Origin of the sequence: Nonomuraea sp. LPB2021202275-12-8 (assembly GCF_037044575.1) — a bacterium.
Lineage (GTDB): Bacteria > Actinomycetota > Actinomycetes > Streptosporangiales > Streptosporangiaceae > Nonomuraea.
Map to the genome: position 1 here is coordinate 37,823 of NZ_JBAHWD010000017.1, position 22,127 is coordinate 59,949.

Annotated in this window: 22 protein-coding genes; 14 read left to right on the top strand and 8 right to left on the bottom strand. The window is 71.9% G+C overall.

The annotated features are described in order from the left end of the window. Positions 1-7: 7 nt before the first annotated feature. A complete protein-coding gene (locus tag V5E28_RS27720; protein ID WP_336210745.1) occupies positions 8-976 on the bottom strand; it encodes an aldo/keto reductase in 969 nt (322 codons plus the stop codon). A 50-nt stretch (positions 977-1,026) separates the two neighbouring features. Between V5E28_RS27720 and V5E28_RS27725 the strand changes: the two genes are divergently transcribed. The 3 genes from V5E28_RS27725 to V5E28_RS27735 all read left to right on the top strand — a co-directional run bounded on the left by V5E28_RS27725 (position 1,027) and on the right by V5E28_RS27735 (position 3,987). Further along, entirely contained in the window at positions 1,027-2,325 is a 1,299-nt protein-coding gene (locus tag V5E28_RS27725; protein ID WP_336210748.1) for an MATE family efflux transporter, read from the top strand. Between the two features lie 8 nt (positions 2,326-2,333). Then, positions 2,334-3,356 carry a hypothetical protein gene (locus V5E28_RS27730; protein WP_336210750.1) on the top strand — a complete coding sequence of 341 codons (1,023 nt, stop codon included), beginning with the start codon at positions 2,334-2,336 and terminating at the stop codon, positions 3,354-3,356. A 139-nt stretch (positions 3,357-3,495) separates the two neighbouring features. After that, the gene (locus V5E28_RS27735) at positions 3,496-3,987 is read left to right on the top strand and encodes a hypothetical protein (protein ID WP_336210754.1); all 492 of its coding nucleotides are present in this window, start codon (positions 3,496-3,498) and stop codon (positions 3,985-3,987) included. A gap of 20 nt (positions 3,988-4,007) precedes the next feature. Here the strand turns inward: V5E28_RS27735 and V5E28_RS27740 are convergent, their stop codons facing one another. Genes V5E28_RS27740 through V5E28_RS27750 form a run of 3 tightly spaced genes read right to left on the bottom strand, consistent with a single transcriptional unit; the run spans position 4,008 to position 6,309 of the window. Further along, entirely contained in the window at positions 4,008-4,661 is a 654-nt protein-coding gene (locus V5E28_RS27740; RefSeq protein ID WP_336210757.1) for a response regulator transcription factor, read from the bottom strand. Continuing rightward, positions 4,658-5,731 (bottom strand): sensor histidine kinase, encoded by a 1,074-nt coding sequence (locus V5E28_RS27745; protein ID WP_336210760.1) that lies wholly within the window; start codon positions 5,729-5,731, stop codon positions 4,658-4,660. The genes V5E28_RS27740 and V5E28_RS27745 overlap by 4 nt, the downstream gene beginning before the upstream one ends. Further along, the gene (locus V5E28_RS27750; protein WP_336210763.1) at positions 5,728-6,309 is read right to left on the bottom strand and encodes a DUF998 domain-containing protein; all 582 of its coding nucleotides are present in this window, start codon (positions 6,307-6,309) and stop codon (positions 5,728-5,730) included. Before V5E28_RS27750 ends, V5E28_RS27745 begins: the two co-directional genes overlap by 4 nt. A 321-nt stretch (positions 6,310-6,630) precedes the next feature. Between V5E28_RS27750 and V5E28_RS27755 the strand changes: the two genes are divergently transcribed. Then, positions 6,631-7,023 carry a MarR family winged helix-turn-helix transcriptional regulator gene (locus V5E28_RS27755; protein WP_336210766.1) on the top strand — a complete coding sequence of 131 codons (393 nt, stop codon included), beginning with the start codon at positions 6,631-6,633 and terminating at the stop codon, positions 7,021-7,023. Positions 7,024-7,128: 105 nt separating this feature from the next. Then, complete coding sequence (locus V5E28_RS27760) at positions 7,129-7,710, top strand: isochorismatase family protein (RefSeq protein ID WP_336210769.1); 582 nt, start codon at positions 7,129-7,131, stop codon at positions 7,708-7,710. 66 nt (positions 7,711-7,776) lie between these two features. On the opposite strand, the gene V5E28_RS27765 is transcribed toward V5E28_RS27760, so the two are convergent. After that, a complete protein-coding gene (locus V5E28_RS27765; RefSeq protein WP_336210771.1) occupies positions 7,777-8,148 on the bottom strand; it encodes a hypothetical protein in 372 nt (123 codons plus the stop codon). A 216-nt stretch (positions 8,149-8,364) separates the two neighbouring features. Between V5E28_RS27765 and lhgO the strand changes: the two genes are divergently transcribed. The 7 genes from lhgO to V5E28_RS27800 all read left to right on the top strand — a co-directional run bounded on the left by lhgO (position 8,365) and on the right by V5E28_RS27800 (position 16,107). Continuing rightward, positions 8,365-9,555, top strand: a complete 1,191-nt coding sequence (gene lhgO, locus V5E28_RS27770) for an L-2-hydroxyglutarate oxidase (RefSeq protein WP_336210772.1) — start codon at positions 8,365-8,367, stop codon at positions 9,553-9,555. A 17-nt stretch (positions 9,556-9,572) separates the two neighbouring features. Then, complete coding sequence (locus tag V5E28_RS27775; RefSeq protein ID WP_336210773.1) at positions 9,573-10,265, top strand: response regulator transcription factor; 693 nt, start codon at positions 9,573-9,575, stop codon at positions 10,263-10,265. 38 nt (positions 10,266-10,303) lie between these two features. Further along, complete coding sequence (locus V5E28_RS27780) at positions 10,304-11,695, top strand: sensor histidine kinase (RefSeq protein WP_336210776.1); 1,392 nt, start codon at positions 10,304-10,306, stop codon at positions 11,693-11,695. 65 nt (positions 11,696-11,760) lie between these two features. Continuing rightward, entirely contained in the window at positions 11,761-12,417 is a 657-nt protein-coding gene (locus tag V5E28_RS27785) for a response regulator transcription factor (protein WP_336211110.1), read from the top strand. Positions 12,418-12,426: 9 nt separating this feature from the next. Beyond that, positions 12,427-14,256 carry an ABC transporter gene (locus V5E28_RS27790; RefSeq protein WP_336210779.1) on the top strand — a complete coding sequence of 610 codons (1,830 nt, stop codon included), beginning with the start codon at positions 12,427-12,429 and terminating at the stop codon, positions 14,254-14,256. Continuing rightward, positions 14,253-15,920, top strand: a complete 1,668-nt coding sequence (locus V5E28_RS27795) for a YfjP family GTPase (RefSeq protein ID WP_336210782.1) — start codon at positions 14,253-14,255, stop codon at positions 15,918-15,920. Before V5E28_RS27790 ends, V5E28_RS27795 begins: the two co-directional genes overlap by 4 nt. Then, positions 15,913-16,107 (top strand): hypothetical protein, encoded by a 195-nt coding sequence (locus tag V5E28_RS27800; protein ID WP_336210785.1) that lies wholly within the window; start codon positions 15,913-15,915, stop codon positions 16,105-16,107. The genes V5E28_RS27795 and V5E28_RS27800 overlap by 8 nt, the downstream gene beginning before the upstream one ends. Positions 16,108-16,160: 53 nt before the next feature. Here V5E28_RS27800 and V5E28_RS27805 read toward each other — a convergent pair whose 3' ends face one another. From V5E28_RS27805 to tdh, 3 genes are all read right to left on the bottom strand, one after another. Further along, entirely contained in the window at positions 16,161-17,060 is a 900-nt protein-coding gene (locus V5E28_RS27805; RefSeq protein WP_336210789.1) for a LysR family transcriptional regulator, read from the bottom strand. A 117-nt stretch (positions 17,061-17,177) separates the two neighbouring features. Further along, positions 17,178-18,356 carry a glycine C-acetyltransferase gene (locus V5E28_RS27810; protein ID WP_336210791.1) on the bottom strand — a complete coding sequence of 393 codons (1,179 nt, stop codon included), beginning with the start codon at positions 18,354-18,356 and terminating at the stop codon, positions 17,178-17,180. After that, positions 18,356-19,456 carry an L-threonine 3-dehydrogenase gene (tdh, locus tag V5E28_RS27815; RefSeq protein WP_336210794.1) on the bottom strand — a complete coding sequence of 367 codons (1,101 nt, stop codon included), beginning with the start codon at positions 19,454-19,456 and terminating at the stop codon, positions 18,356-18,358. Before tdh ends, V5E28_RS27810 begins: the two co-directional genes overlap by 1 nt. 160 nt (positions 19,457-19,616) lie before the next feature. On the opposite strand from tdh, the gene V5E28_RS27820 reads away from it, so the two are divergent. Next, positions 19,617-20,759, top strand: coding sequence for an ROK family transcriptional regulator (locus tag V5E28_RS27820; protein ID WP_336210799.1), 1,143 nt, complete (start codon positions 19,617-19,619; stop codon positions 20,757-20,759). Between the two features lie 76 nt (positions 20,760-20,835). Beyond that, positions 20,836-22,005 carry a Gfo/Idh/MocA family protein gene (locus V5E28_RS27825; protein WP_336210801.1) on the top strand — a complete coding sequence of 390 codons (1,170 nt, stop codon included), beginning with the start codon at positions 20,836-20,838 and terminating at the stop codon, positions 22,003-22,005. Positions 22,006-22,127: the final 122 nt, after the last annotated feature.

The following is a 22,127-nucleotide window of genomic DNA, read 5'->3' on the forward strand; positions in this document are numbered from 1 at the left end:
GGCTGACCTACCAGGCGTAGTCCTCCGGAGCGGTGCGGTGCCCCGGGAAGATCTCGTCCAGCCGGGCCAGCGCCTGCTCGTCCAGCTTGATCTCCAGGGTCCGCATGCTGCCCTCGAGCTGGTCCATGGTGCGCGGGCCGATGATCGGCGCCGTGACCGCGGGCTGCGCGAGCAGCCAGGCCAGGCCCACGTGGGCCGGGTCCTCGCCCAGCTCGTCGCAGAACTTCTCGTACTGCTCGATCTTGTCGCGGTGCTTCTCGAGCTCCTTGACCATGCGCTCGGCGCCCGAGCGGCCCTTGTCCATCTTGCGCAGCACGCCGCCGAGCAGGCCGCCGGCCAGCGGGCTCCACGGGATCACGCCGAGGCCGTAGTCCTGGCAGGCGGGCAGCACCTCCAGCTCGACCGCCCTGGTGAGCAGGTTGTAGTGGCTCTGCTCGCTGGTCAGGCCGAAGAAGTTGCGCCTGGCGGCCGTCTCCTGCGCCTTGGCGATGTGCCAGCCGGCGAAGTTGGACGATCCCACGTACAGGATCTTGCCCTGCTGGCGCAGGACCTCCATGGCCTCCCAGAACTCCTCGAACGGGGTGTCCCGGTCGATGTGGTGCGCCTGGTAGATGTCGATGTAGTCGGTCTGCATGCGCTTCAGCGAGGCGTCGCAGGCGCGGCGGATGTTCAGCGCGGACAGCTTGTTGTCGTTGGGCCAGTCGCCCATCGAGCCGTAGAGCTTGGTCGCGATGACCGTCTTCTCCCTGCGGCCGCCCCCCTTCGCGAACCACCGGCCGAGAATGTTCTCGGTGATGCCCTCGCCCTGCTTCCAGCCGTAGACGTTGGCGGTGTCGAAGAAGTTGATGCCCAGCTCATGGGCCCTGTCCATGATCGCGAAGGAGTCTTCCTCCGCGGTGACGGGGCCGAAGTTCATGGTGCCGAGACAGAGTGGACTGACCTGGAGGCCACTGCGTCCGAGGTTCACGTAATCCATGCTTTCCACCCTAAATACCTGGAGTGCGCTCCAGGCCATAGGGTTGTCGCGTGAGTTCGCGAGGGCCGGTGATCAGCCTGATCCGCGCCTCCGTTCCCCTCTTCCTGTCGATGGTGACCGGCCTGGCCGGGACGCTGGTGGTCACCTCGGTGCTGGGCCGCCACGCCACCGTCACGCTGGCCGCGTTCGCGGTCATGACCGCGGTGCTGAACCCGGCCGCCACCGCCATCGCGGGCGCGTTGCGCGGGCTGGCGCCGTTCGTGGCGCCGCATAGGGACGATCCGGACGCGGTGGTGCCGATCCTGCGGGACGCGCGCTGGCTCAGCCTGGCCGTCGGTGCGGCGGGCGCCCTGGCTGTGCTGTGCGTGCCGGGGTTGGCCCGGACCGCCGGGGTGCCGGGCGAGGTGGTGGCCGAGCTCGGCGCGCTGCCCTGGCTGATCGCCCTCTACCTGCTGGTCCTCGCCTCAGGAGGCGGCGCCACCGCGGTGCTCGTCGCGATCGAGCGCACCCGCGGGGTGCTCTGGTCCAGCCTGGCCGGCACGGCGGCGATGATCGGGCTGGCTGTCGCCCTCGTCCCGCCGCTCGGGCTCACCGGTGTGGGCGTGGCCTGGCTGCTGTCCGGGGTGGCGTCCGTCGCCGTCGCGAACCTCAGCCTGCGCCGCGCCCTGGGCCGCGGCGTCGGCCGGGCGCGGCCGCGGATCGGCGAGATCATCCGCCTGGCGAGGGTGAGCGTCCCGCTCGCCAGCACGATCCTGATCAAGTTCGGCGTGCTCGGAGTGGTCACCTTCGCCGCCGGTACGACCAGCGCCCGCGACGCCGCCGCCCACGCCGTGCTGACCACCCTCACCGGCTTCACCATGCTGGCTTCGCTGTCCGTGGCGCAGGCGTCGGTGCCCCGGGTGGCCCGCGCCGGCACGACGGCCGAGGCCCGCCGCGCCAACCGGACCGCCGCCCTGCTCGCCGTCACCGGCACGAGCGCCGCCGCCCTCGCGCTGCTCGCGCTCGGCGACCCGATGCTGACGGTTTTCAGCGACGATCCGGGGGTGCGCGACAGGGTGTCCGGGCTGATGCCGCTGATGCTGCTGGCGTCCACGGCCGACGCCGCCCAGGCCGTGCAGGGCATCGGCCTCACCGCGCTCAAGCGCTCAGGGGCCAGCCTGCTCTACTTCGCCACCGGCTATGGCCTGCTCGTGCTCGCCGCCGTGCCCGTCGCCGCCACCTGGGGGATCACCGGGCTGTGGGTGGCCATGGTGGCCGCGAACGTGCTGCTCGCCGTCCTCCAGGGCGCCGGTTTCCGCCGGCACAGTGCCCGCGTGGGCCGGCCCGGTCCGGTCACGGTTGGGGCATGATGGCGGGCGTGGGGGCGATCCTGATCAGAACATCGACCGTGGCGACCGTGACGCTGGCGCTGTCCGCAGTGTGCCTGGGTACGCCTGCCCACGCCGACGACGACAAGCTGTTCACGTTCAAGGACTCCCGGATCACCGAGTCCAGCGGCCTGGCCGTCTCGCCCACCCACGACGGCGTCTACTACACCCACAACGACAGCTCGGCGCAGCCCGAGTTCTACGCCGTCGGCCAGGACGGCCGGACCAGGGCCACCTTCCGCCTGCGGGGGGCGGAGGCGCGCGACTGGGAGGCCATGGCGGTCTCCAAGGATCCCGCGACGGGCCGGGCGACGCTCTGGCTCGCCGACATCGGCGACAACCTCGACAGCGCCTGGCCGGACATCTCCATCTACAAGGTCAACGAGCCCGCCGACCTCGCCGACGCGACCCTCCCGGCGACCCGCTACCGCTTCCGCTACGCGGGCGGCGGCCGCAATGCGGAGGGCGTCATGGTCAACCCGGTGACCGGCAGGCTGTACGTCGTCTCCAAGGAGCTCTCCGGCGCCGTCTACGCGGCCCCGAAGAAGCTCCGCACCGGCAGGCCGAACGTGCTGCGCAAGATCGCGAGCGCGCCCATCATGGCCACCGACGCCGCCTACGCCCCCGACGGCTCCTCGTACGTGGTCCGCACCTACTTCTCCGCCACCCTCTACCGCCCGTCGGGCGAGCTGATCGGCAGGGTCCCCATGCCCGACCTCCAGCAGGCCGAGTCCATCGCCTACACCCTGGACGGCAAGGCCCTGCTGGCCGGCTCCGAAGGCCCCAGCAGCCCCGTCTACCGGGTCCCGCTGCCCGCCACCGCTCTCTCCTCGGCGCCCCCGGCGACCCCGGCCCGTTCGGAGCCTCCCGCCCGCCCCACCGCCCAGGGGACGCGCGCCGCCGAACCGATCACCGAACCGGCGAGTCTCACAGGTCGTGACATCCTCATCTGGCTGGCCGCCGCGGCGATCGCCATCGGCGCCATCACCTTCCTCGCCCGCCGCACCCGCTGACGACGTCCGGGTCAGCCCATGACCTCAACCCATCGTGCCCGAGCCGTCGATCGCTGATGTGGCTCGTGGCGGGGGCCTGCATCGTCGCGGGCGCCGTCCCGCTGCGCCTGGCGGCTGTCAGGCGGCGCAGGAACGAGAGGTGAAGCCCGGAACCGCAGGCCGCACCTGGCCGGCCACCGCCGCCGTGATGACCGGGCTGGTGGCCGTGGCGAGCGTGCCAGGCACCGTGGCCGCCGGGGTCGCGCTGCGGGCGGGCGTGCGGCCTCGCCGCCTCGTACCGGCGAGCGTGGTCATGGCGATCGCCGCGGCCGGAGTTTTCCTCGCCTGGCCGATCGGGGTGACACTCGCTTGCGCGGCGTTGCTGATGGCGGCGAACGGGCTGGTCGTATCGGCGCTGTTCGCGGCGCTGCCCGCGGTGGCGGGCGAGCGGGCCGGGTGGGCCGCCGGAGCGCTGACGCGGCTCGGCAGCCTGGGCACGCTGCTGGGGCCGCCCCTGCACACAGCGGTCGTCGACCGGGCCGGATGGCAGGCGTCGATACTCGTCACAGCGCTGCTCGCCGGGGCGGGACTCACCTGTGCGACGACGGCTCTGCGGTGGGCCGCGAAGCCAGAAGACGCGGAGCGAGGCTGACCCCCGAGAGCCGGGTCCCCTCAGGAGCCCGGCCGTACAAGACCGGTCTCGTAGGCGAGGATCACCAACTGCACCCGGTCGCGGACGTTCAGCTTCATCAGGGCCCGGGTGATATGGGTCTTGGCGGTCAGCGGGCTGATCACGAGTTTCGCGGCGATGTCGTCGTTGGACAGGCCCTCCGCCACCAGGCGGACGACCTCGCGCTCGCGGGTGGTGAGGACCGCCAGCCCGTCACCGCTCACCGGGGCGGGCCGATGGGCGAACTGCTGCACGACGCGCCGCGTGACGCCCGGCGACAGCAGTGCCTCCCCTGCCGCGACCACGGCGACGGCGCGGCGCAGTTCGGCCGGCTCGACCTCCTTGGTGAGGAAGCCGCTGGCGCCGGCGCGCAGCGCGGCGAAGACGTGCTCGTCGGTGTCGAACGTGGTGAGGATGATGACCTTGGTCGCCGGACGTTCGGCGAGTATCCGGCGGGTGGCCTCGATTCCGTCCATCCCCGGCATGCGGATGTCCATGAGGATCACGTCGGGCTCCGCCGCCCGGGCCTGCCGTACGGCTTCGTCGCCCGTGGCGGCCTCGGCGACCACGGTGAGGTCCCTGGACCGGCCGAGCAGGCTGCGGAAACCCGCCCGGACGAGGGCCTGGTCGTCGGCGAGCAGCACTTTGATCGTCATGTCCTCAGGGGGATGCTCGCCCGTACGGTGAAGCCCCCGCTCCTTTCGATGGTCAGTGTGCCGCCCAGGGTGGTGATGCGCTCGCGCATGCCGGTCAGGCCGTGCCCCTCTGCGGGAGCGGTGCCCCCATGGCCGTCGTCGGCCACCTCGACGGTCACCGCGGTGCCCGTCAGGCACAGCCGTACCGACACGTGGGTGGCGTTCGCGTGTTTGATGGTGTTGGTCAGCGCCTCCTGGACGACCCTGTGGGCCGCGAGGGCCTGGGGGCCGGTGACCGCGGCGGGGTCCCCCTCCTCGTGCAGGGTGACGCTCAGGCCGGTCGCCCTGGCGGCGGTGACGAGGGCGGCGATGCCGCCCAGGTCCGGCTGAGGGGCGGCGTCGCCGTCGATCCGCAGGACGCCGATGAGGGAGCGCAGGTCGGCCATGGCCTTGCCCCGCACCTCCATCGCGGTGCGCAGGGCGTCGCGCGTCTCCTCGGGAGACTCCTCCAGCGTGTCGGCGGCCACGTTGAGGTGGACGCCGACGACGGCCAGCGTGTGGGCGACGATGTCGTGGAGCTCACGGGAGATCTCCAGCCGCTGTTCGGCGAGTCGGCGGCGGGCGTCCGCCTCGCGTGACTCCTCCATCTGCGCCCGCCAGCGCGCCTGGAGGTGCCGGCTGTTTCCGACAGCCAGCACGAGTGCCAGCCAGAGCGTCTCGGCTCCGCCCGCCGCGAGCGCGCGGGCCGGGGAAGCGCCCGCGACGGCCCAGTCCCAGGCCAGCGCGTATGCCAGCAGGAACAGTCCCACGACGACGGCCCAGCGCGTCCGGCCCGCCGCCGCGACGGTGTAACAGGCCACCGTCAGCGGCCACACCCAGCCGCCCTCGAACAGCCCCGCCACCTGGAAGGCGATCAGCACGACCGCCGACACCACCAGGACTTCGACCGGCCGGCGCCGCCGCACCACGAGCAGTCCGCCGAGGACGAGTCCCATCGTGACCGCCGGCCAGCCGATCGGGGCCCCGACCGCCGCCATCCCGGTCAGGACGGCGACGGTCGTGAGAACGGCCGGAGCCAGGGCGGCGATCATCGGCGGGTGCGTGGCAGGCGGACGGCGGCCAGGGCCATCCAGGCGAGGTCGGCGGCGATCGCGACGCGTTCGGTCAGCCCCACCACCGGCGGCAGGGAACGGGCGACCATGACGTCGACGAGGGTGACCACGAACAGCATCATCCCAGCCACCACGACGACGGTGGCACCGGTGAGCAGGGCGTCCCTCGGCCAGGCCCTGGTGAGCAGCACGGCGGCGATCATGAAGGCCAGGAAGGCCGCCCAGGCGGAGAAGCCGTGCACGGTTTCCGAGATCGACGGGTTGTCCCACTGTCCCGGCGGGTCGGCGGGGAAGACCGCGGCCACGAGGACGCCCGCCGCCCAGATGCCGAGCAGCCAGGTCCCCGCACGGCTGGTGCCGGTGCGGGCCACCGCCACCGTGAGGGCAGCCGCGGCGAGCCCGATGGCGACCAGCCCGAGCGGGACCAGCCAGCCCGCGCCCGTGTTGACGAACCTGCTGACCGTCTCGCCGACGGGGCTCATCTCCCTGTTGACCACGTCCGAGATCGCGAAAGCCGCAGCGCCGACAGCGATTCCGGTAAGAACCATCTTCTTCATGGCTGTGACGGTAGGGAGGGAGGAGGGTCCCCGGCGTCGTCCGTTCGCAGACACCTGCGGGTACACCGATCGGTGTACGGGCTGTTCCGTCACGTGCGGGACACGCCGGGCAGGAAGGGGGCAGGCCTGCCTTCGGGGTGGAGGGTCTCCATGGAGGCGTACCACGCCTGGCGACCGTGCACCGCGCGTTCGCCCCCTGAACGCGCCCGGCGCGGTCTCGATAGACAAGTCAGCTTGTACAAGCTGACTTGAAGACTTAGGGTGGCGGCATGGCAGGAACCGACATCTCGGAGTCGGCCGCCCGGGCCGCGCGTGAGCTGCGTGTGGTGTTCGGCCGGCTCTACCGCCGGTTCAAAGGAGCTCTCTGACAACCGCGAGCTCACGCCGTCCCAGGCGTCGATACTCAGCCGGCTGGGCAAGGAGGGCGACGCTTCGGCCAGTGATCTCGCCGCCGCTGAGCGGGTCCGGCCGCAGGCGGTCGCCCCCACGCTCGCGGTGCTGGCCGACCGCGGGCTGATCGAGCGTCGGCCCGATCCCCACGACGGGCGGCGGCAGGTGATCTCACTCACCCGGGCAGGCCGCGCGCTGTTCGAGGACTCCCGGCGCGCGGGCGACGAGTGGCTGGCCCGCGCGATGCAGGAGCACTACACCGAAGCCGAGCGGCAGACCCTGATCGAGGCGATCGCCTTGCTCGAACGGCTGAACCGGCCATGACTCGCCCCGCCGCGGCGGGGGTTCGTCACCATCGTGGCCGTGTTCCTCCCCGACGGCCGAGCGTGGGACACCTCAGGCACCACCACCGCAACGGAAGGACCGGCCATGCCGCTCACCACACTCGACGAACGCACCGCCCTGCTCATCGTCGACCTGCAGCGGGGTGTCCTCGCCCGCCCTGCGGTGCCCCACACCCCCGGCGACGTCATCGCCCGCGCCGTTGACCTCGCCCGCGCCTTCCGCGCCCACGCTCTGCCGGTCGTGCTGACCCGATTCACCACCGCCCCCGACGGGGCTGACGCCACGCCCGGCCGCACCGACATGCCCCGCCCGTCCCAGGCCCCGCCCGAAGGCTGGGACACCCTCGTCGACGACCTGGCCGGACACCCTGAAGACATCGTCGTCACCAAGCGCACGTGGGGATCGTTCTACGGCACCGATCTGGACCTGCACCTGCGCCGCCGCGGCATCACCCAGCTCGTCCTGGCCGGGGTCGCCACCAGCATCGGCGTGGAATCCACCGCCCGTGCCGCGCACGAGCGCGGCTATCACCTCACCCTGGCCACCGACGCCGTCACCGACCTCAACCCCGACACCCACGACAACACCGTCCAGCGCATCTTCCCCCTCCTGGGCGAAACCGGCAGCACCGCGGAGATCATCGAACTCCTGGCCAAGACCCGGTAGCTCTGGTGGTGCGGAGATCGGGCTCCTCGGCGGAGTGGATCCCGACGCCGGGAAGTCCGGTCGCTGTCAGGGGCGGCGCATGGTGGCGGTGAACATGTCGCCGCGCAGGGCGCGCTCGACTACCTCGACGGAGCGGGACAGGCGCACCAGGCGAGGTCCCTCCTGGCGGTAGGTGTCGAGGACCGCCTCGATGGCGTGGGGCGGTAGGTGCCCTTTGAGGTCGACCGCGGCGCCCCGGTAGCCGGCGCGGGCCGCCTCGATGGCCGAGTTGACGTGGTGGCTCGCCATGCGGGCCAGGGCGATGGGATGGCGCCTGAGCACCTCGTAGGCTCGGTAGTCCGGCGGCACCGCGTCGAGCAGCCAGGCCACGGCCGTCGTCTCCCAGTCGGGGACGCTGGGCGGACGGACCTCCGCGGGCCATTCGGGCGGGACGTACATGGATCCATCGTACTCATGTTCGATTCGCCAGCCCAGAGGGCGGTATGGCCAGGCGGGGGCGGGCAACGGCGGTATGGCGGGTACGTCTGCGATGAGGGGCGGGAGGGCTTTAAGGGGGGAAATGGGCCTAGGCGTCGATCGCACCGTTTCGGACACATTGCGATGGTTTGCGGCTGATGGCTGCCCGGATTGCCGCCGAATCGGCACACTGGCCTCGTGACGGAGAAGATCGGAGTCGTGGGAGCCGGCATCGTCGGTCTTGCGGTCGCCCGCGAGCTGGCTCGGGCACGGGGCGCCGAGGTGACCGTGCTGGAGAAGGAGAGTCGCGTCGGCGCGCACCAGACCGGCCACAACAGCGGCGTCGTGCACGCGGGCATCTACTACCCGCCGGGCTCGCTCAAGGCGAGGCTCTGCCGGGAGGGAGTGGCGCTGCTCAAGGCCTACTGCGCCGAGCACGCGCTGCCGTATGAGGAGGTCGGCAAGCTGGTGGTGGCGAGCACGCGGGCCGAGCGCCCGTTGCTGGCCGCGCTGGCCGAGCGGGCCAGGGCCAACGGCGTGCCGGGCATCGTCCAGCTCGACGGGCTGGCGCTGCGCGAGGTGGAGCCGCACGCGGTCGGCGTCGGCGCGATCCACTCGCCGCACACGGCGATCGCCGACTTCCCGGCGGTCGCGCGCAGGCTCGCGCTCGACCTGGGCGAGCTCGGCGGTTCGGTACGGCTCGGGCTCCCGGTCAGGGGCATCAGGGAGACCGCCGGCGGGGTGGAGGTGGTGGCCGGGAAGCGGAGGTTCGGCTTCGACCGGCTGGTGATCTGCGCCGGACTGGGCACCGACGCCGTCGCCAGGATGGCGGGCATGCGGGGGGAGGTGCGGACCGTGCCGTTCAGGGGCGAGTACTACGCGCTCGCGGGGGCTGCCAGGCAGTTGGTGCGGGGGCTGATCTATCCGGTGCCCGATCCGCGCTACCCGTTCCTGGGGGTGCATCTGACCAGGCACATCGACGGCGAGGTGCTGGTGGGACCGAACGCGGTCCTCGCCGGTGCGTACGAAGGATACCGGTGGCGAAATTTCCGGAATTTTCCGGAAATTGTGAGTTGGCCGGGAACGCTCCGCATGGCACGCCGACACTGGCGCACCGGCGTCAAGGAGGTCTACGGCTCGCTGGTGAAGAGCGCGTTCGTCAAGGCGGCCCGGCGCTACGTGCCCGAGCTCACCGCCGACGACCTGCGGCGCGCCGAGGGCGGCGTGCGTGCGCAGGCCGTCGCCAGGGACGGCAGGCTGGTCGACGACTTCGTGGTGGACGTGCACGGAGGCATCGTGCTGGTGCGCAACGCACCCTCGCCGGCGGCCACGTCCAGTCTGGCCATCGCCCGGCACATCGCCGGAATTGTCCCAGCACTCTCCCGATGAGTGCATCCTTGGATGTGATGGAAGCGCGACTGCTGATCGTCGAAGACGACCCGAACATCCTCGAACTCCTCGCCGCGAGCCTGAGGTTCGCGGGTTTCGACGTGTGCACGGCCAAGAGCGGCCAGGACGCCGTGGCCGCCGTCCAGCGGCAGCGACCCGACCTCGTGGTGCTCGACGTCATGCTGCCCGACGTGGACGGCTTCGAGATCGTGCGGCGGATGCGCGGCGGCGGGGTGCACACGCCCGTGGTGTTCCTCACCGCCCGCGACGAGACCGAGGACAAGATCCGCGGCCTGACGATCGGCGGCGACGACTACGTGACCAAGCCGTTCAGCCTGGAGGAGGTCGTCGCCAGGATCCACGCGGTGCTCCGGCGCACCGGCGGGGAGGCGCAGCCGCCACCGCCGAGGCTCACCTTCGCCGACATCGAGCTGGACGAGGAGAGCCACGAGGTGTGGCGCGGCGGCCACGCGGTCGCGCTCTCGCCGACCGAGTTCAAGCTGCTGCGCTACTTCATGACGAACGCGGGCCGGGTGCTGTCCAAGCCGCAGATCCTGGACCACGTCTGGGACTACGACTTCCGCGGTGAGGTCGGCATCGTCGAGTCCTACGTCTCCGTGCTCCGCCGTAAGATCGACAACCGCAGCCCGCGGCTCATCCACACGCTGCGCGGCGTCGGCTACGTCCTGCGCCTACCGCCGGGCGTCTAGTGACCCGGGTGGGCGGCCTGCCGCTCAGGATCAAGCTCATGGCGTCGATGCTGGCGCTGCTCGGGCTCGGGATGAGCTTCATCGGCGTGGTCAGCGTCTCGGTCCTGCACGGCTACCTGCTGGACCGCGTCGACAGCCAGGTCAACCTGGTCTCCGTGCGGGTGCACAAACGGCTGGTCAACGATCAGCTGAGACGCGATCAGGGCCGCAAATCGGCCGAGAAGCCGCTGCTCATCGAGTCCGACACGATCGTGCTGACGAAGGACGCCGCCGGCCGGCTCACGCCGACGCAGAACGAGCGGGACGTCGACATCAAGCCCAAGCCGGTGCTGGAGGAGTCGCCGGGGCCCGGGATCTACACCGCGCCGGCGGTCGACGGCGACGGCGCCTGGCGGGTGAAGGAGACCGCGACGCCGCAGGGCGTCTTCGTGGTCGCCACGGACCTGGAAGAGGTCGACGAGATCACCAGGCGGCTCGTGCTCATCGAGCTGCTGGGCGGCGGCGGCATCGTGCTGATCCTCGCCGTCGTGGGCGTCACGATCGTGCGGCACAGCATGCGGCCGCTGGTCGAGATCGAGCGCACTGCCGGCACCATCGCCGACGGCGAGCTGGGGCGCAGGGTCCCGGACGGCGACCCGCGCACGGAGGTGGGCCGCCTGGCCGGCGCGCTCAACGGGATGCTGGCGCAGATCGAGAGCGCGTTCGCGGCCCGGTCGGCGTCCGAGGCCGCGGCCCGGCGATCCGAGGACCGGATGCGCCAGTTCGTCACCGACGCCTCGCACGAACTGCGCACCCCGCTCACCTCGATCCGCGGCTTCGCCGAGTACGCCAGGCAGAACCCGAACGCCGACGCCGCCGAGCTCATGCTGCGCGTGGAGAGCGCCGCGGGCCGGATGAGCCTGCTCGTCGACGACCTGCTGCTGCTCGCCCAGGTGGACCAGGCCAGGCCGTTGAAGATGCGCCCCGTCGACATGCTGGCGCTGGCGGCCGACGCCGTGCAGGAGGCGCGCATCCTCGCGCCCGGTCGGGAGATCGGGCTGGACGTCGTGGGCGGCGCCGCCCTGATCGTCTCCGGTGACGAGGTACGGCTGCGCCAGGTCGTCGGCAACCTCATGTCCAACGCGCTCATCCACACCGAGGACGGCACGCCCATCACCGTGCGTGTCGGGGCGAAGGGCGACACGGTCTTCCTGGAGGTGGCCGACAAGGGCCGTGGCCTCACCCCCGAGCAGGTCGAGCGGGTCTTCGAACGCTTCTACCGGGCCGACTCGGCCAGGTCACGCCGCCGGTCGGGCGAGGACCGGGGCAGCGGCCTGGGCCTGGCCATCGTGCAGGCGCTGGTGCGGGCGCACGGCGGCACCGTGGTGGTGGAGAGCACGCTGGGCGAGGGGGCGACGTTCAGGATGGAACTCCCACTCGCCTTGGAGTGACCCTTCAGCAATTCCTCAGGTGCCTGGGGAACCCTGGAGAGGTGACTGAATCCGAGGCGCTGATCATGGTGGTGGACGACGAGCCCAGCATCAGGGACCTGCTCTCGGCCAGCCTGCGCTTCTCCGGGTTCGAGGTGGTCACCGCCGCCGACGGGCACGAGGCCGTCGAGGTGGCCCAGCGGGCCTGCCCCGACCTGGTCGTGCTCGACGTCATGCTGCCCGACCTGGACGGGTTCGAGGTGGCCAGGCGCATCAGTGCGCCGGTGCTCTTCCTGACCGCCCGCGACGCCACCGAAGACAAGATCGCCGGGCTGCGGGTGGGCGACGACTACGTCACCAAACCGTTCAGCCTGGAGGAGGTCCAGGCCAGGATCCGCGCGGTGTTGCGCCGTACCAGGGGGGAGGGCGCGCCCGCGAGCCGGCTGAAGGTGGCGGACCTGGAGCTGGACGAGGAGGCGCGCGAGGTGTGGCGCGGCGGGCGCTCGGTGCGGCTGTCGCCGACCGAGTTCAAGCTGCTGCACTACTTCATGGCCAACGCGGGGCGGGTGCTGTCGAAGGCGCAGATCCTCGACCACGTGTGGAACTACGACTTCGGCGGCGACGCCGGCGTGGTCGAATCGTACGTGTCCTACCTGCGTCGCAAGGTCGACGACGTGGAGCCGCGGCTCATTCACACGCTGCGCAGCGTCGGTTACGTGTTAAGGGAGCCTCCCTCCGGCTAGCTTGACCGTATGGACCTGTTGGGCGCGCTCGAAGGATTGCGACGACCGCTGGATCGGGAGCTGTTCCCGCTGGCGGTCGGCGAGGTCGCCGCTGACCGGCGTGCGCTCAAGGAGCTGACCGGGCAGCTCGACGACTATCTGCTGCCCAGGCTGCGCGCCATCGACGCGCCGCTGCTCGCCGTCGTCGGCGGATCCACCGGGGCGGGCAAGTCCACGCTGGTCAACTCGCTGGTCGGGGAGGACGTGGCCGAGCCGGGCGTGCTGCGCCCCACCACGCTGGTGCCCACGCTGGTGGTGAGCCCCGCCGACCGCGACTGGTTCATGGGCCCGAACGTGCTGCCCGGCCTGTCACGCGCGACCGGCACCGGCGTGGGAGCGCTGCGCCTGGTGACGGCCGAGGCGCTCGGCGCCGGGCTGGCGCTGCTCGACGCACCCGACATCGACTCCGTGGTGACCGCCAACCGGGAGCTGGCCGCCCAGCTCCTCGCCGCAGCCGACCTCTGGCTGTTCGTCACCACCGCCGCCCGTTATGCCGACGAGGTGCCGTGGAGCTTCCTGCGCTCGGCCCGCGAGCGCAGCACGGCACTCGCCGTCGTGCTCGACCGGGTGCCGCCGGAGGCAGCCGGGCCGGTCACCCGCGACCTCGAACGCCTTCTGGTCGAGAACGGCCTCGACGGCACCCGCCTGTTCGCCGTGCCCGAGGCCGCGCTGCCCAGCGAGAAGGCCCGGCTGCCCGCCGAGTCCGTGGCGCCGATCGCCGCCTGGCTCACCGGGCTCGCCGCCGACGCCGCCGAACGCTCCCGGGTCGTACGGCAGACGCTGTCGGGCGCGCTCGACAGCCTCGCCGTCCGGGTGCCGTCGCTGGCCGATGCGGTCGAACGGCAGGAGGCCGCCTTCACCGGGCTGCGCGCCATCGTGTCGGCCGCCTACGCGGGCGGGATGGCCGACTTCGACGAGGGCATGCGCGACGGGTCGTTGCTGCGCGGCGAGGTGCTGGCCCGCTGGCAGGACTTCATCGGCACCGGCGATCTGATGCGCTCGCTGGAGAGCCGGGTCGGGTGGCTGCGCGACCGGGTCGTCGGCTTCTTCACCGGGCGGGCGCCCGCCGCGCAGCTCCGCGACGCGCTGGAGAGCGGCGTCGAGGCGCTCATCAGGGGCGCCGCCGACGGCGCCGCCGAGCGCGCCCTCGACGGCTGGTCGGCCGCTCCCGGCGGGCCCGGCCTGCTCGACCGCATCGGCGCGGTGGAGGGCGCCCGGCTCGGCCGCGCCTCTCCCGGCCTCGGCAAGCAGGTGGAGGCCGCCGTGCGCGGCTGGCAGGAGTACGTGCTCGACCTCGTACGTCAGGAAGGCGCGACCAAGCGGACCACCGCGCGGATGGCCTCGTTCGGCGTGAACGGGGCCGGCCTGCTGCTGATGCTGGCCGTCTTCGCCTCCACCGGGGGGCTGACCGGGATCGAGGTCGGCATCGCGGGCGGCACCAGCGTGCTGTCGCAGAAACTGCTCGAAGCGGTCTTCGGCGATCAGGCGGTGCGCACGCTGACCGTGCTGGCCCGCGATGACCTGAGAGAGCGGGTGCGAGGGCTGCTGGACGGGGAGGCGGAGCGGTTCACGGTGCTGCTGGAGGCGATCCAGCCACCCGCGGGCAGCGCGGCCGCCCTGCGCGAGGCGGCCCGATCGGTCCATGACCATCAGGCCGAGCTGCCGGCCGGCAGCTCGGAGCAGGGCGAAGGGCAGGCGGCCGTGGAAGGGCCCGGGCATGACGGGAACACGAGGCCCGGCGGCAGCGCCGGGGATGGCGGCGCCGGACCCGTCGGCGGCGTGGAGGGTGGACGAGAGTGAAGCTGCTGCGCCGTAAGGAGGGACCGTCGCTGGATTCGCGGCTGGCCGCGCTGCTGGAGGCCGCCGAGCTGGGGGACGGGCGGCTGTCCGGCGAGGCCGTGGCCGCGGCGCGGGGTGTGGCCGAGCGCGCGGGCGTGCGGCGCAGCCTGTCGGTGGATCACACCGTGGCGGCGCTCGCCGGGGCCACGGGCAGCGGGAAGTCGTCGCTGTTCAACGCGCTGACCGGGGAGGAGCTCTCGGCTGTCGGCGTCACCCGGCCCACCACCGCGACGGCCCAGGCGGCGCTCTGGGACGGGGAGGGGGCCGGCCCGCTGCTCGACTGGCTGGACATCCCGCGGCGGCACTCGGCGTCCACCGGCGACGACCTGTCCGGGCTCGTCCTGCTGGACCTGCCCGACCACGACTCCATCCGGCTCGCCCACCGGCTGGAGGTGGACCGGCTGGTGGAGCTGGTGGACATGCTGGTGTGGGTGCTGGATCCGCAGAAGTACGCCGACGCCGCCCTGCACGAGCGATACCTGCGCCCGTTGGCCGCGCACCGGGGCGTGATGGTGGTGGTGCTCAACCAGATCGATCGGCTGCCCGAGCCCGCCGTCGCGCGGTGCCTGAGCGATCTGCGCAGGCTGCTCGACGACGACGGGCAGACGGGCGTCCCCGTCATCGGGGTCTCCGCACGCACCGGCGCCGGCCTCGCCGAGTTGCGATCCCTCCTGGCGGACCGGGTGAGCGAGCGCCGGTCGTGGTCGGCCCGCCTGGCCGCCGACGTCACCACCGCCGCGGACCACCTGGCGCTGGCGTCCGCCGCCGCCGCGCAGGACCGGAAGACCACCCCGGAGGCGGACGGGGAGCTGGTCCGCGCCGGGGACGGACGGCACGCCCGAGAGCTGGACCGGCCGCTCACCGCCGCGCTCTCCAGGGCCGCCGGAGTGCCCGTCGTGGTGGAGGCCGTGAGCAAGGGGCACCGGCACCGGGCCGTCGTCGCCACCGGATGGCCCGTCACCCGGTGGATACGGCGGTTCAGGCCGGACCCGCTGCGCAGGCTCCGGATCGGCGTGTCGGCTCCGGCCAGGTCGCCCGACCGGGAGCTGGTGGGGCGCACCTCCGTCCCGGCCGCGTCCGCCGTGCAGCGGGCGCAGGTGGAGACCGCGATCAGGGACGTCGGCGAGGCGGCCGCGGCGGACCTGCCGGGCGCGTGGGCCGCGGCGGTACGGCAGGCGGCGCGCTCGCGGTCGGCGGAGCTGGCCGACGCGGTGGACCGGGCCGTCGGCCGGACCTCGCTCGGCGCCACCAGACGGCCACGCTGGTGGCGGGCCGTGAACGTGCTGCAGTGGCTGGTGTTCGCCGTCATGGTCGCGGGCGCGGGGTGGCTGGGGGCGCTGTTCGGGATGGACTATCTGCGGCTGCCGGAGCCGCCGCTGCCGACCGCCGGGGAGGTGCCCTGGCCGACGACGCTGCTCGGCGGTGGGGCGCTGGCCGGTGTGGTGATCGCCCTGCTGTCCAGGCTGGCCGCCTGGCTCGGCGGGCGGCGCAGGGCGCGCAAGGCCGCCAGGGCCCTGCGCGAGGCGATCGGACAGGTCGGCCAGGAGTACGTCCTCGACCCGGTGGACGAGGAGCTGTCCAGATACGGCCGCTTCACCGAGGCCGTCGAGGCGGCTCGTGGCTGAGGCAAGTCGCCAGGGGTATTTCCGCAGCCGGGAGGCGCTGCTGGTGGCCGCCGCGGAGCGCATCGCCGAGCTGCACCATGCCGACATGGACCAGGCCGCTCAGCGACACAAGGCAGCCGGAGCACGCCCGGCGATCCAAGGCGTCGTCCAGGCCATCGTGCACGGCGCGCTACCCGATCCGCTCTGACGTACGGCCCGCGTCGGTCAGCAGCCCCGGTTACGGGGACGAATCTGGCTATTTCACCCGATCCCCAGAGAGCCGGCGATCTCGTGGAGCGTGTCGAGCAGCGGTCGCAGCAGCGGATGCGACTCCGCGCCGCGGCGGACGGCGGCGAAGACGCGGCGTTCCGGGCCAGGGGTCTGACGGACCGTCACGCCTGACAGCGCCATGTCGCGCAGCGCCAGCCGGGGCACCAGCGCCACCCCGGCCCCCGCGCCGACCAGGGCGGCCACGGCGCGGAAGTCGTCCGAGCAGTGCGCGAAACGCGGTGTGAAGCCCGCTCGTTCACAGGCGAACGCGATCACGTCGTGCACCGGGTTGCCTGGGTAGGGGCCGATCCAGGTCTCCTCGCCGAAAGCCGACAGCGGGGCGGCGGCCAGGGCGTGCCCCTCGGGCAGGACCAGGTCGAAGGGCTCGGCGTAGAGGGGCAGGCGCGACAGGCGGCGGTCGGCGGCGTCGGGGCCGCCCCGGTACTCCACCGCGATCGCGGCGTCCGCCTCGCCGTCGAGCAGCATGGTCAGGCTCTGGTCGCCCTCCGCGTCGCGGACCCGTACCTGAAGGCCGGGAGCGGTGGCGCGCAGCGAGATGATCGCGGGGGAGAGCACGGCGCTGATCGCGGTGGCGAAGCACGCCACGGTCACCTCGCCCGCCGTGCCGGTACTGTAGGCGGCCACCTCGGCCTCGGCGCGTTCGAGCTGGGCCAGCACCTCGTTGGCGTGGCCCAACATGATCTTGCCGACGGCGGTGAGGCGTACGCCGCGCCCGTCGCGTACGAACAGCTTGTGACCCACCTCGTGCTCCAGCGCGACGAGCTGCTGGGACACGGCCGACGGGGTGAGGTGCAGGGCGGCGGCCGCGGCGGTGACCGTGCCGTGGTCGGCCACCGCGCGCAGCGTGCGCAGGCGCCGCGTGTCTATCACGCGGCGAGCCTATCGAGCGCCGTGAGCTCGGCCTTCCCGGCCTCGGGCGCGTTCGTGCTCGGACGTCCCGTGAACCTGTACGGCGCGTGCCTGTACGGCGCGTGCCTGTGCGGCGCGTCAGGCCTTGGCGTCCCGTGCCTGGATGAAGGCCTCAACGGCGCGGTCGACGTCCTCGGTGGAGTGCGCGGCCGAGAGCTGGACCCGGATCCTCGCCCGGCCGTGCGGCACCACCGGATAGGAGAAGCCGATCACGTAGACGCCCAGCTCCAGCAGGCGCTCGGCCATGGCGCCCGCCTCCGCGGCGTCGCCGATCATCACCGGGACGATCGGGTGGTCGCCCGGCAGGATGTCGAACCCGGCCTCGGTCATCTTGCCGCGGAACCGCTCGGTGTTGGCGCGCAACTGCTCGCGGGCCTCGCTGGAGGTCTCCAGCAGGTCGAGGATGCGCAGCGAGGCGGAGGCGATGACGGGGGCGAGGGAGTTGGAGAAGAGGTACGGGCGCGAACGCTGCCTGAGCAGCTCGCAGATCTCCTTGCGGGCGGAGACGTAGCCGCCGGAGGCGCCGCCGAGCGCCTTGCCGAGGGTGCCGGTGATGATGTCGACCCGGTCGGTGACGCCGTGCAGCTCGGGCGTGCCACGGCCGGTCGGGCCGACGAAGCCGACGGCGTGGGAGTCGTCGACCATGACCATGGCGTCGTAGCGGTCGGCCAGGTCGCAGATGTCGGCCAGCGGTGCGAGGTAGCCGTCCATGGAGAAGACGCCGTCGGTGACGATCAGCCGCCGCCGGGCGTCGGACGACTCCTTCAGCCGCGCCTCCAGCTCGGCCATGTCGCGGTTGGCGTAGCGGTAGCGCCGCGCCTTCGACAGGCGGATGCCGTCGATGATGCTGGCGTGGTTGAGCGCGTCGGAGATCACCGCGTCCTCCGCGTCGAGCAGCGTCTCGAAGACGCCGCCGTTGGCGTCGAAGCAGGAGCTGTAGAGGACGGTGTCCTCCATGCCCAGGAAGTCCGATAGGCGGCCTTCGAGCTCCTTGTGTACCTCCTGGGTGCCGCAGATGAACCGCACCGAGGCCATGCCGAACCCCCACCGGTCCAGCGCCTGCTTGGCCGCCTCGACGACCTCCGGATTGTCGGCCAGGCCGAGATAGTTGTTGGCGCAGAAGTTCAGCACTTCCTGCCCGGCGACGCCGACCGACGAGCTCTGCGGAGTGGTGATCACCCGCTCGGGCTTGTGCAACCCGGCCTCGGTGATCTCGTCGAGCGTCGCACGCAGCTGGTCGCGTACGTTCGTGAACATCAGGCGCTCCTGTCAATCGTCGCGGCCGCTTCGGCCTTCGTCGGCTCGTTCCTCGCGCTCTCCGGCCGAGCTCCTCCGCTCCAATCAAGAATGACCTTGCCAGTACGGCCGCTCGCCGCCGTGTCGAAGGCGGCGTCGAACTCGTCGTACGGGAAGCGGTCGGTGATCACGGGGGAGAGGTCGAGGCCCTTCTCCAGCAGGACGGACATGTTGTACCAGGTGTCGTACATCTCGCGCCCGTACACGCCCTTGATGGTGAGCATGGAGGTGACGACCGTGGACCAGTCGACGGCGAAATCCTCGGCCGGGAGACCGAGCATGGCGATCTTCCCGCCGTGGGTCATGTTCGCGATCATGTCGCGCATCGCCGACGGGTTGCCGGACATCTCCAGCCCGACGTCGAAGCCCTCGCGCATGTCGAGGCGGCGCATGCCGTCGGCGAGGGTGTCGCGCGAGACGTTCAGCGCAAGGGAGACGCCCAGCTTGGCGGCCAGGTTGAGCCGCTCGTCGCTGACGTCGGTGATCGCCACGTTGCGCGCGCCCACGTGGGTGGCGACGGCCGCCGCCATCAGCCCGATCGGGCCCGCCCCGGTGATCAGCACGTCCTCGCCGACCAGGGGGAACGACAGCGCGGTGTGCACGGCGTTGCCGAACGGGTCGAAGATGGCCGCCACGTCCGGGTGGACGGGCATCCGGTGCACCCAGACGTTCGTGGCGGGCAGCGTGAGGTATTCGGCGAACGCGCCGTCGCGGTTGACGCCGAGCCCGATGGTGTTGCGGCACAGGTGGCGGCGGCCGGCCATGCAGTTGCGGCACTTGCCGCACACGATGTGGCCCTCGCCGCTGACGAGGTCGCCGACGGCGATGTCCTCGACGCCGGGCGCCACCTCGACCACGTGCCCGGAGAACTCGTGCCCCACGATGAGCGGGAGCTTCAAAGTTTGCCGCGCCCAATCATCAAATTTCCGGATATGCAGGTCTGTGCCACATATGCCGGTCCGCAACACCCTGATCTTCACCTCGCCGGGCCCCGGCTCGGGCTCCGGCACGTCGACCAGCCACAGGCCCGGCTCGGCCCGCTCTTTGACCAGCGCTTTCATCGCTCGCATCCCCCTCTTCAGAACCTTACGCACTGTGCCCGCTCTCGTCGGGGCGTGTCCATCGAGGGATTCTTAAGTGCCCCCACAGCTCAGCTTCACGCCGCAGGCCGCAGTCGGGCCGACAATATGCAAGCCGCTTGGCTAAGTAAGATGGCGGCTCATGAGAGATCCTGCGCGACAGCAGAGCGGCGACGCCTCACTCCTGCGCAGGCTCAACTCGGCGGCCGTCCTGCGCGTCCTGCGCGAGGCCGGGGTGGCGACGCTGTCCGAGCTCGCCAGGGCGACGCGGGTGTCCAGGCCGACGGCCGAGGTGATCGTCGACGACCTGATCGCCGAGGGCTGGGCCGAGGAGTGCGGTGAGCGGGGCGAGCGGCAGCGAGGACGTCCGGCCAAGCGGTTCAGGTTCCGCGCGTCGGCCGGCCACGTGGTGGGCGTCGGCATCGGCGGCTCGACGCTGCGCGCCATGGTGTCCGATCTCGGTGGCGACATCGTGGCCACCCATCGCGCGCTCAACCACGCGTCGATGCCCGCGGCGGAGCGGATCGACGCCATCGTGGAGCTGGTGTCCATCGCCGCCGCCCAGGCGGGGCTGGCCGTGTCGGAGCTGGCCGCCGTGGGCGTCGGCACGACGGGGGTGGTGGACGGCGGCGGGCGGGTGGTCAAGAGCGTCGTGCTGCCCGGCTGGAGCGGCTTCGACCTGCAGGGCGAGCTCGGCCGCAGGCTGCCGGCCCCCGTGCTGGTCGAGAACGACATGCGGCTGGCCGTGCTGGCCGAGCACTGGCGCGGCGAGGCCAGGGGCCACCAGGACGTGGTCTACCTGTTCGCCGGGGACCGGCTCGGCCTGGGCCTGCTGATCGGCGGGCGCCCGCACCGGGGCGCGCACGCCGCGGCAGGGGAGATCGGACGGCAGTCCGGCGACCACTGGCAGGCGTTCAGGCACCTGACCGACTACGCCATGGCCGCGGAGCCGGGCGAGCTGCGCACCCACCGGCAGGTCGCCGAGTTCGCGGTGTCACGGGCACAGGAGGGCGACGAAGCCGCGGCCAAGGCCGTCGAGGCGTTCGCGAGCCACCTGGGCGAGGGCCTGCTCACGCTGGTCAACCCGCTCGATCCGGAGCTGGTGGTGATCGGCGGCGGCCTGTCCAGGGCGGGCGGCCTGGTGGTCGGGCCGATCCAGGCGTTCTTCGACGACCGGTGCCTCTACCCGCCCAAGGTCGTCGCCTCCAGCCTGGGCGGCGAGTGCGTCACGCTGGGCGCGGTCAGGTGGGCATTGGATCACGCCGAGCAGGCCCTCTTTATGTAGACAGCTTGAATAATTCGGTCACTCAACAGGACATGAGATTTCGTACGGCATGGCCGTACAGGGGGAAAGAGGACAAGTGGAAGACCTACGCCTCGGAGTCGTCGGCCTCGGCCTGCGCGCCAGCCTGGCCCTGGCCGCGCACCGGCCCGGCCAGGGTTCCGTCGTGACCGCCGTGTGCGACACCGACCCGGTGACGCTCAAGGAGCAGGCCGCGCGGTTCGGCGCCCCCGTGGCGGTGCCGGACCACCGAGAGCTGCTCGACCGCGACGACCTCGACGCGATCATCGTGCTGACGCCCGACGACACGCACGAGCGCGTCGCCGTCGACTGTCTCCAGGCGGGCAAGGCCGTCTACCTGGAGAAGCCCCTCGCCATCACGGTGGACGGCTGCGACAACGTCCTGCGCGCCGCCCGCGACACCGGGACCCGGCTGTACGTGGGCCACAACATGCGCCACATGGGCGTCGTCAGGCTGATGCGCGACATCATCCGGCGCGGCGACATCGGCGAGCCGAAGACCGTCTGGGTGCGCCACTTCGTCTCGTACGGCGGCGACTACTACTTCAAGGACTGGCACGCCGACCGCACCCGCACCACCGGCCTGCTCCTGCAGAAGGCCGCGCACGATCTCGACGTCATCCACTGGCTGGCCGGCGGCTACACCACCCGCGTGAACGCCCTCGGCGACCTCATGCTCTATGGCGACCTGCCACGCCGCGAGCCCGGCACGCCGCGGCCCGAAGGCTGGCTGCGCGACTTCGACTGGCCGCCCACCCGGCGCGGCGACCTCAACCACGTCATCGACGTCGAGGACGTGTCGGTCATGAACATGCGGCTCGACAACGGCGTCATCGCCGCCTACCAGCAGTGCCACTTCTCCCCGGACTACGTGCGCAACTACACCGTCATCGGCACGGAGGGCCGTCTGGAGAACTTCGGCGACGGCCCCGGTGACACCGTCAAGGTCTGGAACACCGGCCCCACCGGCTATCGCGCCGACTGCGACATCGCCTACAGGGTCCCCCATGCCACCGGCATCCACGGAGGCGCGGACACCGAGATCATCGCCGAGTTCTGCCGGTTCGTCAGGGAAGGCGGCCGTACCGACACCTCACCGGTGGCCGCCCGCATGAGCGTGGCCGCCGGCTACATGGCCACCATGTCGCTGCGCGACGGCGGCATGCCGTACGACATCCCCCCGCTGGACGCGGAGTTGGCCGCCTACTTCGACAACAGCCAGCGCTGACCCCGGTCCCATCGCGTGGGCGCTTGCCCGGAAGCGTCCACGATGCCAACACTCTACGTAGTCATGGCGAGACTTTTAGTTGGAATCCCAAGCTTGGAAGGGGCGTACTAACTGTGCAACAC